This is a genomic window from Orenia sp. (assembly GCF_055140805.1).
Map to the genome: position 1 here is coordinate 1 of NZ_JBSQYM010000082.1, position 12,974 is coordinate 12,974.

Consider the following 12,974-nt stretch of genomic DNA (forward strand, 5'->3'; position numbering starts at 1 on the left):
AGATGTGTATAAGAGACAGGTACTAGTATACTCATCTAACTTTAAAGTGAGCTTTAAGTTAATATTAAGTTAGATGACAGTAACAAGTAAAGAGTGTCAATTAAAATCAAAGATTTAAAGTACCATAGTAGTTAAAATTAATGCTAGTTATTGATTAGTTGTTATTATCAAGTTTGAGTAAAATATTATAAAATAAATCTATTTTGGGGAGGATGTTATGAAAGAAGATTTAGTTAATAAGATAAATAAGCTTAAAAGAGAACGAAATGCAATCATTTTGGCCCATTATTATCAGATAGATGAGGTACAAGCTATAGCGGATTATACAGGAGACTCTCTAGGTTTAAGTCGTAAAGCAGCAGAGACTGATGCTGATGTGATAGTTTTTTGTGGAGTTGATTTTATGGCTGAAAGTGCTGCTATCTTATCACCTGAAAAGACTGTCTTGTTACCAGAAAAGGATGCTGGCTGTCCAATGGCTGATATGGTTACTGCTGATGCTTTGCGAGAGAAGAAGCAGGAGTATCCTAATGCAACTGTTGTCTGTTATGTGAACTCTTCAGCAGAGGTCAAGGCAGAAAGTGATGTCTGTTGTACATCTTCAAATGCAATTGATATTATTAATGCTATCGATAATGATCAAATTTTATTTGTTCCTGATCAGAATTTAGGTCATTATGTGAGTCAGCAGACCGATAAGGAGATTATCCTATGGGAAGGCTTCTGTATTACTCACCATCGAGTTAAGGATGACAGTATCTATAGAGTTAGAGAGCTTCATCCTGATGCAGAGATTTTAGTCCACCCAGAATGTAGACCAGAGGCGGTAGAGCTAGCTGATTTTGTAGGCAGTACAGCTCAAATTTTAAAGTATGCTAAACAATCAGAGGTTAAGAAGATGATTATCGGTACAGAGATGGGAATCTTATATCAACTAAAGCAAGACAGTCCAGATAAACAATTTTACTTCTTAAATCAAGGATTAATCTGTCAGAATATGAAAAAGACTGCTTTACACCATGTAGCAGAAGCTTTAGAAGAGATGAAGTATCAGATTAGTGTCGATGAAGCTACTAGAACTAAAGCCAAAGAGGCTTTAGATAAAATGTTAGAGTTAAGTAAGTAGTGGTGATTAAGAGATGATGCCACGATATTTAGTGAACTTTGATACAGATAAATTAAAGAAGGTAGAGAGTGACTTTTTAGTAATTGGGACAGGGATTGCAGGATTGGTGACAGCCTTGAATTTGGCTAAGTCAGGAGAAGTTACTCTTTTAAGTAAGGAGAGATTGGCTGAATGTAACACCGAATATGCCCAAGGTGGAATCGCGGCAGTTATAGCTAAAGAGGATACCCCCCAATCACATTATCAAGATACTTTAGAGGCAGGTGCAGGGTTATGTAACCCCAAAGCAGTAGATATTTTGGTTAATGAGGGGAGTAAAAGGATTAAGGAATTGATAGATTTAGGGGTCAATTTTGACCGTAAAGGTGAGCAGATACTATTAACTAAAGAGGCTGCCCATAGCTGTCGGCGGATACTACATGCTGGTGGTGATGCCACAGGAAGAGAGATTAGAAAGTCTTTAGTTGAGCAGGTAGCTTCAGAAGGTAATATTACTTTAGAAGATGGAATCTTTGTTGTAGATTTACTGACTAAAGGTCAAGAAGTCTTTGGAGTTCTAGCTTATGATAGAAGTCAAGCAGAATATCTGGTTTATTCAACTAAAGTAGTAGTTTTGGCTACTGGAGGAGCGGGACAGCTCTATCATGCTACTACTAACCCTTCAGTAGCGACAGGTGATGGGATTGCTTTAGCCTATCGGGCAGGGGCTAAGGTAACTGATTTAGAGTTTGTTCAATTCCATCCTACAACTTTAGAGCTAGAGGGTGTAGATAACTTTTTAATCTCTGAAGCTGTGCGAGGTGAGGGTGGAATACTTAGAAATCAGACTGGTGATAGATTTATGACCAAGTACCATCAATTGGCTGATCTAGCTCCTAGAGATATAGTAGCTCGTGCTATCTATCAAGAGATGAAAGAGGGTGGGACAGACCATGTATATCTAGATGTAACAGCCTTAGATTCAACCTTTGTACAGCAGAGATTTCCTACAATCTATCAGACCTGTCTAGACCATGGGATAGATATCAGTCAGGATTATATTCCTGTAGCTCCAGCAGCCCATTATTTAATGGGAGGAATCCTTAGTAATCTGCATGGAGAGACTAATATTAAGGGGTTATTTGCTTGTGGAGAAACTGCTTGTATAGGTATTCATGGGGCTAATAGGTTGGCTAGTAACTCTTTATTAGATGGATTGGTCTTTGGCAAGCGGGTAGCTGATAGAGCAACTACTTATCTAAATCAAGGTAATTTTTCTACAGAGATTAGCTTAAAATATGAGGCTCAAAATACTATAGAAGGTATAGGAAAAATTCCTTCAAAAGAAAGAGTTAAAGGGTTGATGTCAGCTAAACTAGGTATAACTAGAGAGAAAGTTGAGCTAGAAGAAGGTTTAGCTCAGGCAGAAAGCTTACTTGATTATTTAAATTATAATTTGAGAGATGTCAAAGGGTTTGAGCTACAGAATCTAATTACATTAGCCCATCTAAGCTTTAAAGGTGCTTTATCTAGAGAAGAGAGTAGAGGGGCACACTATCGTAGAGATTTCCCAGTAGCAGAGACTGTTTGGGAAAAACATATAGTTTTAAAGAAGGATAGAGAGTGGGAGGCGTTGGCTATTGAATTTGAATAAAGATAGGGTTTTAGAGATTATAGATAATGCTTTAAGAGAAGATGTGGGTACTGGAGATATAAGTACAACAGCAGTTGTTGGATTGGGAGAAGAGGTAACAGCGACTATCTTAGCCAAGGATACAGGAGTAATTGCAGGCTTAGAGGTAGCTGCTTTAGTTTTTGAACAGATAGATAAAGGGATAGAATTTAAGCCTTTAGTAGAAGAAGGTGCTAAAATAGAGTTTGGTACAGAGTTGGCTAAGGTCTCTGGTTTAAGTAGTTCAATCTTAACAGCAGAGCGATTGGCTCTTAATCTATTACAGAGGATGTCAGGGATAGCTACTAAGACAGATTATTATAAGAGTTTGGTAGCTGATTATAAGGTTAGGATTGTAGATACCCGCAAAACTACTCCAAATTTAAGGATTTTAGAGAAGTATGCTGTCAGAGTCGGTGGGGGAGATAATCATCGTTTTGGACTTTATGATGCAGTTATGATTAAGGATAATCACATTGCTGCTGTAGGTGGAATTACAGAAGCAGTTGCTACAGCTAGAAGAAATATTCCTCATACAATGAAGATAGAGGTAGAGACAGAGAGTTTAGCAGATGTTAAAGAGGCCTTAGATGCTAGAGCTGATATTATTATGCTTGATAATATGGATGCTCAGTTGATGAGAACAGCAGTAGAGCTGATTGGAGAACAAGCGATTGTAGAGGCCTCTGGTGGAATAACTGCTGAGAATATAGTTGAGGTAGCCAAGACAGGGGTAGATGTAATCTCGTTAGGAACTTTGACTCACAGTATTAATTCTTTAGATATCAGTTTGAATTTCTAAGTTAGTGTCAAGTGTGAGGATGAGTGTGAGTAAAGTTAAGATTATAAGAAGCAAAGGGTTTAAAATGCTTTACACACACTCACACTGACAACTCACACTTAATAAATGAGAGGAGAATTTGAATGTCCAGAGATAAAAAAGGATTTTTAGCAAGAAAGAACATAGAATTTTCCTTGGAGCGTTATGGAGTGCAGGCTTTAGGATTTATGGCACAGGGACTTTTTGCGTCATTGATTGTAGGTTTAATTTTAAAGGTTTTAGGGCAGCGCTTACACCTTCCAATTCTGTTTGAGTTTAGTAAGACTGCCATGGCGATGATGGGTCCTGCCATTGGTGTAGCAATTGCTTATGGATTGGAAGCACCACCTTTGGTAATCTTTACATCGGTAGTAACAGGTGCTGCTGGTGCAGCGTTAGGTGGTCCTGTAGGTGCTTTTATCGCATCAGTGATCGGCGCTGAGTGTGGTAAAGCTATCTCTAAAGAGACCAAGCTTGATATAGTCTTGACTCCAGCTACAGTAATCATTACAGGGATGCTGGCTGCTAAATTTGTAGGACCAGGAATTGATGCTTTAATGAAGGGCTTAGGTCAAGTGATTATGAGGGCAACAGAGTTGCAACCAATTCCTATGGGCATCTTGGTATCAGTCTTAATGGGAATGGCATTGACCTTGCCAATCAGTAGTGCAGCTATTGGAATTATGTTGAGCTTAAGTGGCTTAGCAGCAGGAGCAGCAACTGTTGGTTGTAGTGCCCAAATGATTGGCTTTGCTGTGATGAGTTTTAGAGAGAATGGCTGGGGAGGGGCTGTTAGTCAAGGTCTAGGAACGTCGATGTTACAGATGCCTAATATCGTTAAGAATCCTCTGATTTGGATTCCCCCAACTCTAGCTGGGGCTATTTTAGGTCCAATTGCGACCACCATCATTCCAATGAAGAATATCCCTATTGGTTCAGGGATGGGAACTGCAGGCTTAGTGGGACAATTTGGAACGATTGAAGCTATGGGCACTGGAGCTATCTTTGCTATTATTCTCTTACATTTTATCTTACCAGCTATTTTAACTTGGCTGATTTCTGAATTTATGCGCAAACAAGGGCTGATTAAAGAGAATGACCTATTATTAGATCTATAAGTTGGAACTATAAGGATGCTATAAAAGAGTAGCCAAATTTGGCTACTCTTTTATTTATGATTATGAATAAAAAATAAAGGGGATTCATCTAAATTTATACTCTTTATTGATTTTGTTTAAATTCAATCTTAAAATTGTCATTACTAGTAATTTAATGAAGATAATTATTTAAAGAGGGATTGCTTTATATAAATTGAATTAGTATAATTAGATATAATATTTTTAGATTTAAAGAAAGGAGATGGTAGCTATGATAAAAATAAGAGATATGAAGATTAGAATAAAAATCTTAATGGGAATTGGACTTAGTTTCTTAGTAATGATGTTGATTTTAGGTGGAGTAGTAATTAGAGGTTTTGATAAGTTAGCTGATAATAATAGTAGCTTGCTTAAAGAGGTACTAATAACTAGAGAGTATGACAGAATCAAGGATACTGTCCATACAATGGCACAGAATTTAGCAGAAATCTATCGGGAGAATCAAGCAACTCTATCTAAAGAAGAATTAAGAGAGCTGATAGTTGAGAAGAATAACCTAATTAGATTTGGAGAGGCTGGTTATTTCTTTATCTATGATTATCAAGGAGAGACGATTGCTTTACCAACTGCTACAGAGCTGCAAGGAAGTAATCGCTTGGATTTACAGGATTCTGAAGGAACTTATATCCTCAAGGAGTTTATTAAAGAGGCTAAAGTTGGGGGAGGGTTTGTTACTTATATTTATCAAAATCCTAATACTCAGCAGAATGAGCGAAAGTTTGGTTATGTTGAACCAATTGAAGGTACTGATTGGTTTGTAGGTTCAGGGGGGTATGAGTCTGTCATCGATTCAGCTTTAGCAGAGTCCTATCAAAAGATGAAAGAGATGAAAGCTGAGACAGTCTTTAGATTAAATATAATATTCATCTTATTTGCAGTAGTTATGGGATTAATTATATTTAAGATATCAAATTATTTGACTAAGAATATGGATAGGATTTTAACAGGATTAAGAAAGCTTGCTAAAGGAGATTTAACTATTGAATTAGAAGTTAATAGTAATGATGAGCTAGGTGAGTTGACTGAGGGCTTTAACTATGCAATTCAAGGACAAGCAGAAATTTTAAAGAAAATATTAAGTGTGGTTGATGATTTATCTGCTTATAGTCAAGAGTTACTAGCTTCTTCTCAAGAGGGAAATGCCACCACTGAGGCTACAGCTGAAAGTGTTAATCAGATGGTAGCTAGTATTCAACAGATATCCAGCAGTAGTCAAGAGATTGTAGAACTGGTTGAGGATGCCAACTTAAAGACCGAAGATGGTAGAAGTAAGATGAAAGCTACTATCTCTAAGATGAAGAGTATAACTATTGAGGTTGCTAAAGCTAAGACTGTTATAAGTAAGCTAGATAGTATCTCCCAAGAGATTACAGAGGTTGTAAATATGATTACTGAAATTGCAGAGCAGACTAATCTCTTGGCCTTAAATGCGGCTATTGAAGCAGCTAGGGCTGGGGAATCTGGCAAAGGTTTTGCTGTAGTAGCTGAAGAGATTAAATCTTTGGCTGAAGAGACAGCTAAGGCTACTGATAGGGCTATAGATCTTCTAAAAGATACTCAAAGTAGCTCTAAAGAAGGATTAATGGCGATTGAGTCGGTAAATCAAGAGGCTAAAAGAGGAGAAGAATTAATTATAGATACAGAAGCTTCTTTGAATAAGATTGCAGATGTAGTAACAGATACTTCAGCTTATATTGAAGAGACTACTGCTTCTACTCAAGAATTGGCTTCAGGTAGTGAACTTGTGAGAGATTCAAGCTCAAATATGAAGGCTATGTCTGATGAAGTTAATAAGTCAGCTGAAGAGTTAGCTAATATGGCTTTAGGGTTAAGAGAGATGATAGATAATTATAAATTATAATTTGTTAAGTCTACTTTGCGTTAGCGAAGTAGGCTTCTTTTATATTCCTATATATTGATATATTCTGCTATAGGTTTCGCCTATGGACGAATTACTTTTGGCATTGCCCCAAAAGTAATCAATATGTAGCAGAACTAATAAAGAAGAATAGGATTTATAATAAAGATAGAATTGAAGAATTATATGAAAATTTTAAACAGTTATTTAGTAGTAAAGGTGATGTTGTGAGAATGATAGTATCCAATTATATTATAGAGGAAAATTTAGATAAGAGAGTTTTAGCTAAATTAACTAAGGATATTTGTGAGGAGCTGAGCTTGTTTAAGTATAATTAGAAGTATACTTAATTATATTCTAAATAGTTTAATGTTTTTTTATTTTATCTTTTAGATTTTTGGAAAAGTAAGCGGTATGTGATATTAAGTAAAAATTAACTATAATCATTAAGATTTAGGTAATAGCAGAAAATTTAATGAATAGTACTAGTGTTTTTCCTGTTTGTAATGATTTTTTGCCTACTTTTTTATCTATGGAAAAAAGGTAGGTCGCCATTAGGCGAAACCTAATTTAAGAGTTTATGATAAAATATAAATATATTTGTTAGGTTTCAATTAATTCAATAGGATGAACAAAATATAGATATTTAACTTTAAAGTCTACTTTGTCCCACAAAGTAGACTTTTTAATGCATAAAACAGAATTAATGGCACAAAATAACAGAAAAATCATCCCCCTTTAAAAAAGGGTATTCCCAACTTCTTTAGAAGTTATAACATAGGGAATTGAACTTTTAACGATAAAAACGCAAAACTAGATTATTCAATAAATGTAAGGAGTGTTTGTATGTTTGAACAGGCTCAACAGGCTTTACAAGAATACTATGGTTATCAATCTTTTAGGGCAGGGCAGAAGAAGATAATCAAGAATATATTATCAGGCTATAATACCTTAGGAATCATGCCTACTGGTGGAGGAAAATCAATCTGTTTTCAGATACCCGCTGTCTGTTTTCCAGGGGTCACCTTGGTAATCTCTCCACTAATCTCTTTGATGAAGGATCAGATAGACTCTTTAAATACTATCGGAATCCCAGCTACCTTTATCAATAGTTCTTTGGAGTGGATTGAGATTGAGGAACGAATTGAGATGTCTAGGCGAGGGGATTATAAGCTCTTATATATTGCACCAGAAAGATTAGAGAGTGAAGACTTCTTAGCTAAGTTAGATGAGATTAATATCTCAATGTTGGCTGTAGATGAAGCCCATTGTATCTCCAGCTGGGGCCATGACTTTCGCCCAAGTTATCGTTTAATCCCTAAACTGATTAATAATCTTTCATCTAGACCCTTGGTTACAGCCTTTACTGCTACAGCGACCCAAGAGGTTAGAGATGATATCAATGAGCTGTTAGGAATTAGTGCTGAGAATACCTTTGTCACAGGTTTTGACCGACCTAATCTGACTTTTAAGGTGATTAAGGGTGAGAATAAGCGGGATTTTATTGAAGAGTATTTGAGTGTCAACCAAGATGATGCAGGGATTATCTATGCTGCTACTAGAAAGGAAGTAGAGGCATTATATAACTTTCTAGATGATAGAGGCTATTTTGTAGGAAAATACCATGCAGGATTAAATCATGAAGAGCGAAAAAAGACCCAAGAGCAGTTTATCTATGATGAGTTGAAGGTAATTGTAGCTACCAATGCCTTTGGAATGGGAATTGATAAAAGTAATGTTAGGTATGTAATCCATCATAATATGACTAAGAATATAGAGGCTTATTACCAAGAGGCAGGAAGAGCAGGTAGAGATGGCGAGGATAGTGAGTGTATTTTACTCTTTAGTCCTGCTGATATTAGGCTGCCAAAATACTTTATAGATCAGTCTAACCTATCAGAAGAGCGCAAAGAGTATGAATATGAGAAGCTCCAGAAGATGATTGACTACTCCTATACAGGCAAATGTTTAAGGCATTTTATTCTAGACTACTTTGGTGAAGAGAACTCTAAAGAGAGTTGTGATAACTGTAGCAATTGTAATGGTGAAGGAGACCTAGAGGATATAACAGAGGAAGCTCAAAAGATTCTATCTTGTATTTATAGAACTGAGCAACGGTTTGGAATAGGTCTGGTAGCAGCTGTCTTAAAAGGGTCTAAAAGGCAGAAGGTTTTGGAGAATGGATTTGATGAGCTATCAACCTATGGTATTATGAGCCAATATAAGATTAAAGAGATTAAGAATCTAATCAACTTCTTAATTGCTGAAGGATATATTCTTTTAAGTAATAGTAAATACTCTGTAACCCAATTGACTTCAAAAGCAACACCAGTCTTAAAGGGTGAAGAGAAGGTTTATCATAAGATTAGAAAGAAAATCGAGAAGGTCTTTGTTAAGAATGAACTCTTTGATATTTTGCGAGATTTGCGGGCAGAGTTGGCAAAGGCAGAGGGGTTACCCCCATATGTTATCTTCCAAGATAGTACCTTAAAAGAGTTTGCTAGCAAATTACCTACTAATAAAAATCAGATGCTTAAAGTTAAGGGGGTAGGGTTTATCAAGTATCAGAAGTATGGACAGCAATTTTTAGAGAAGATTAGAGAGTATAAGCAGAATCAAGCTCAGTCAAGTAAACAGAATAAATCCAACCAAGATAAGGTAGCAAGCTATCTGATAAGTTATAATCTATATCAAGAGGGTAAGTCTTTAGAAGAGATAGCCCAGCTAAGAGGATTAGCAGATTCTACTATAGAAGGTCATATGATTAAAGCATCGGAAGAAGGTTATGAAATAGATTTAAAATCCTTTGTACCTGATGAGTATCAAAAATTGATTTTAGAGAAGATTAAAGAGGTTGGTGGTGATAAGTTAACCCCTATCAAACAGACTTTACCAGCCGAGGTAAGTTATTTCTACATTAAAATAATGCTGTTAGATGATAGATTAAAAGATGTTATCTAAGCTAAAAAGAAGAGGATTCTAATTAGAATCCTCTTCTTTTTCAAGCAATTCTTTAATTTTATTCATAATTACAGAACCAGCTTCTTTCATCTCTTCTTTAGACAGTTTCTTGTCATAGAACTCATCTAAAGTAAACATCTCCCCAATATTAGCAGTTATATTCTCTTTAAAGGGTGAATCAGTTCCTTTGATACCAATGGGAATAATAGGGCTTTTAGACTTTAATGCAAGCATAGTTGCTCCTAATTGTGGTTGCTGTAGTTGACCATCTGTACTTCTAGTCCCTTCAGGAAAAATCCCTAAAATTTGATTATTTTTTAATAGCTCTAAAGCATATTTAATAGCACTTCTATCAAAACTACCTCTTTTAATCGGAAAGGCACCTAGCTTCTTTAGGATAAAGCTACCAAATTTATTCTTAAAGAGATTATCCTTTGCCATAAAGTTAATCTTTCTATTTAATAATGTTGTTAAGAATGGAGGGTCATAGTTACTGATATGATTTGATACGACAATAAAGCTCTGGTCCTTAGGTAGCTTTCTGCTTCCAATAATCTGTGGTTTAGGACCAATACCATAAAAAATCTTAAATAAATTTATTGCAATTCTATAGGTTAAGTTCATAATATATCCTCCTTAAATCTTTTATTTGGGATTACAGTATATCATATCATCAGTCTAATTGACAAGTGTTATCAATTAAATCGATAGTAAAGTATCCAAATGTGGGTATAGTGCGACACTTTTGAGTGTCAGTGTGAGTGGGGGTGTGTGAGTAAACCCCAATAAAAAAGACTTTACACACACTTACACTCATAGCTTACACTCGACACGAAGTGTCGTAATATCTCTCTATTGTATCAGTTTTGCTATCAGGCAAACTTTTGACAACCCTCCTCTTTTATGCTATTATTGAGAAAAAACATAAGTGTTAAGGGAGGATATGTAGTATGAATAATACTAAAAATTTAGCTCTAGGAGGATTATTAATCGCATTAGTAACTATTGCAACTATGGTAATAAGTGTTCCTACAATTGCAACAAATGGCTATATTAACTTAGGTGACAGTATGATTTATGTAATTGCAATCTTATTTGGTAGTAGATTTGGAATGTTGGCAGGGGGAATTGGTTCAGCCTTGGCAGACATTTTCTTAGGATATACTCACTGGGCTTTACCAACATTAATAATTAAAGGGCTAGAAGGTTTTATTGTGGCTAAGGTTTCTAATAAGAATAGAGGGAATTATTCATTAAAGTTAAGAGATGTTTTAGGGATTCTTATTGGTGGTACATGGATGGTAGCAGGTTATTATATTGGTGGAGCGATTTTAAAGGGAAGTTGGCTTGCTCCATTAGATAGTATAGGTGGGAATATTCTTCAAGTGATTGGTGGGGCAATTATTGCTATTCCAGTTATCTTTGCCCTTTTAAAGACAAATATAACTGAGCTCAGTCAAGACAAATAGATATTAATTAGTGAAAGGTGAGGTTAATGAAAGCAGGCAAGATTGATATTGGAAACCTAAAAGAACTGATTTTAGATAAAATTTCAGCAAATCATCAAGATGTACTGGTTAGACCAAAGATTGGAGAGGATTCAGCAGTTATCGATTTTGGAGAGTTTGTGGCTGTGATGTCTACTGATCCTATTACTGGAGTAAAAGAGGGAATGGGAAGTTTGGCTGTCAATGTAGCCTGTAATGATATTGCAGCTAATGGGGCTAAAGCTATTGGAATTCAGCAGGCTTTATTGATCCCTCCAACTACTAGTGAAGAGGAGATTGTAGCTATTATTCAAGATATCAATCAGGCTGCCCAAGATTTAGGAATAGATATCTTAGGAGGGCATACTGAAATAACTGATATAGTTACTCAGCCTTTAGTTGTCTGTACTGCTATTGGTAAGACTACTAAGGACAAGTATGTTACCTCTTCTGGTGCTAAAGTTGGTGATGATATTATAGTAACTAAGTGGTCTGGGCTGGAAGGGACTGCTATTTTGGCTAATGATTATTATGATCGATTATTAGAGTTAGGAATAGATCAAGCTCTATTAAAAGCAGGTCAAGAATTAATTGAGAATTTAAGTGTAATTTCTGAAGGGCTAATTGGAGCAGAGTTTGGAGTTAATGCTATGCATGATGTGACAGAAGGTGGTTTATATGGATCGGTCTTTGAACTATCCATTGCAGCAGAAGTTGGTTTTGTGATAGAGGAAAATTTGCTTCCTCTTCATCCAGCTACAAAAGCTATTGCTGATAAATTGAAGATTAATCCTTATCAGTTAATCGGTTCAGGGATGATGATTTTAACCAGTGAACGAGGAGAAAAATTGGTTAAAGAGCTGGAGTTAGCAGGGATTAAGGCTACTATTATTGGTAAGATTGTTGAAAAGGACAGAGTAGTTAATACTAAAGAGGGTCAGCTTAAACTGACTAATGCCCCTCAAGATGAATTATGGAGATTTTTAGCAGAAAATTCAATATAACTTTGATTAGAGCAACTTCATATAGAGGTTGCTTTTTATTATTTCTTCTATCTTAAAGAATTATTGGGCATGATAGAGATAGAAGGGAGAGTAATTTATATGGTCAAAGAAGTTAAAAGTTACAAGTATATATTAACATTTAGAATATCATTATTCTTATTACTATTTTTTAATATTTTAGATTATTTCTTTACATTGCTTTATTTAGATAGAGGATATCGGGAGGTTAATCTTCTAATTGATACTATAATTAATAAATCACCTGTTCTATTTACTATCTTGAAATTAATATTTACACCAACTTTAATCTTCCTCTTAGCTAGAGAAGAGGAAGTGTTAAAAATTATTAATAGTGGGGTGGTATTATGCTTTTATCTACTTGTCTTTAATTTTTATCTTATACTAATTATCTATTATACTTGGAGTTATAGATTTAGCTAGTCTAAATTCCAAGCAAAGTGAATTTAAAGTTTTTAATAAAAATTTTAATTTAACTTCTATATATTTCAATAATAAGTTATAATATTCTTAAGCTTGTGATACAGTAGTCTTGAAGTCAACTACTGAGCTTAAATTATAAGAAATTAGAGGTTTGTTAATTTAGAATAAAAATTAATCATGATGTTATAGAGAGAAAAAGTGATAGTTAGGAGTTAGGTGGGGAGGAGTTGGAAAAATCTAACTGCCTAACCACCCAATCTCTAACTATCTAATAAAAAACTGTCCCAATATATCCATTGAGCTTCATTTTTAATGGCTCTTCAACAAGTTTTGTGAAAATACTATATTTAAATTATTTTAAACATTTGTTTGCAACGAATCTCGCGAATAAACGCGAATTTAGATCAAAAGCTTTTCAATCTTTGATTTTAAATTTTTTAATCTCTAATTCGTGCGATTCGCGTTAATT

Annotated in this window: 10 protein-coding genes; 9 read left to right on the top strand and 1 reads right to left on the bottom strand. The window is 35.1% G+C overall.

All coding sequences use genetic code 11. The features are described from left to right. Nucleotides 1-217: 217 nt before the first annotated feature. The 6 genes from nadA (at nucleotide 218) to recQ (ending at nucleotide 9,573) form a co-directional block, all read left to right on the top strand. The gene (gene nadA / locus ACTCDL_RS09365; protein WP_463176028.1) at nucleotides 218-1,126 is read left to right on the top strand and encodes a quinolinate synthase NadA; all 909 of its coding nucleotides are present in this window, start codon (nucleotides 218-220) and stop codon (nucleotides 1,124-1,126) included. Nucleotides 1,127-1,139: 13 nt separating this feature from the next. Further along, complete coding sequence (gene nadB / locus ACTCDL_RS09370) at nucleotides 1,140-2,759, top strand: L-aspartate oxidase (RefSeq protein ID WP_463176030.1); 1,620 nt, start codon at nucleotides 1,140-1,142, stop codon at nucleotides 2,757-2,759. After that, nucleotides 2,746-3,579 carry a carboxylating nicotinate-nucleotide diphosphorylase gene (gene nadC / locus ACTCDL_RS09375; RefSeq protein ID WP_463176031.1) on the top strand — a complete coding sequence of 278 codons (834 nt, stop codon included), beginning with the start codon at nucleotides 2,746-2,748 and terminating at the stop codon, nucleotides 3,577-3,579. The genes nadB and nadC overlap by 14 nt, the downstream gene beginning before the upstream one ends. A gap of 122 nt (nucleotides 3,580-3,701) precedes the next feature. After that, nucleotides 3,702-4,715 carry a PTS transporter subunit IIC gene (locus tag ACTCDL_RS09380; protein WP_463176033.1) on the top strand — a complete coding sequence of 338 codons (1,014 nt, stop codon included), beginning with the start codon at nucleotides 3,702-3,704 and terminating at the stop codon, nucleotides 4,713-4,715. Nucleotides 4,716-4,965: 250 nt separating this feature from the next. Continuing rightward, nucleotides 4,966-6,615, top strand: a complete 1,650-nt coding sequence (locus ACTCDL_RS09385; protein ID WP_463176034.1) for a methyl-accepting chemotaxis protein — start codon at nucleotides 4,966-4,968, stop codon at nucleotides 6,613-6,615. Between the two features lie 843 nt (nucleotides 6,616-7,458). Then, nucleotides 7,459-9,573, top strand: coding sequence for a DNA helicase RecQ (gene recQ, locus ACTCDL_RS09390; RefSeq protein WP_463176036.1), 2,115 nt, complete (start codon nucleotides 7,459-7,461; stop codon nucleotides 9,571-9,573). 18 nt (nucleotides 9,574-9,591) lie between these two features. On the opposite strand, the gene ACTCDL_RS09395 is transcribed toward recQ, so the two are convergent. After that, nucleotides 9,592-10,197, bottom strand: coding sequence for a lysophospholipid acyltransferase family protein (locus ACTCDL_RS09395; RefSeq protein ID WP_463176037.1), 606 nt, complete (start codon nucleotides 10,195-10,197; stop codon nucleotides 9,592-9,594). Between the two features lie 326 nt (nucleotides 10,198-10,523). On the opposite strand from ACTCDL_RS09395, the gene ACTCDL_RS09400 reads away from it, so the two are divergent. From ACTCDL_RS09400 to ACTCDL_RS09410, 3 genes are all read left to right on the top strand, one after another. After that, nucleotides 10,524-11,042, top strand: a complete 519-nt coding sequence (locus ACTCDL_RS09400) for an ECF transporter S component (RefSeq protein ID WP_463176038.1) — start codon at nucleotides 10,524-10,526, stop codon at nucleotides 11,040-11,042. A 26-nt stretch (nucleotides 11,043-11,068) separates the two neighbouring features. After that, entirely contained in the window at nucleotides 11,069-12,064 is a 996-nt protein-coding gene (locus ACTCDL_RS09405) for an AIR synthase family protein (protein WP_463176040.1), read from the top strand. 99 nt (nucleotides 12,065-12,163) lie between these two features. Continuing rightward, nucleotides 12,164-12,505: a DUF5658 family protein gene (locus ACTCDL_RS09410; RefSeq protein ID WP_463176041.1), complete on the top strand. Its 342-nt coding sequence runs from the start codon at nucleotides 12,164-12,166 to the stop codon at nucleotides 12,503-12,505. The last annotated feature ends 469 nt before the right edge of the window (nucleotides 12,506-12,974 follow it).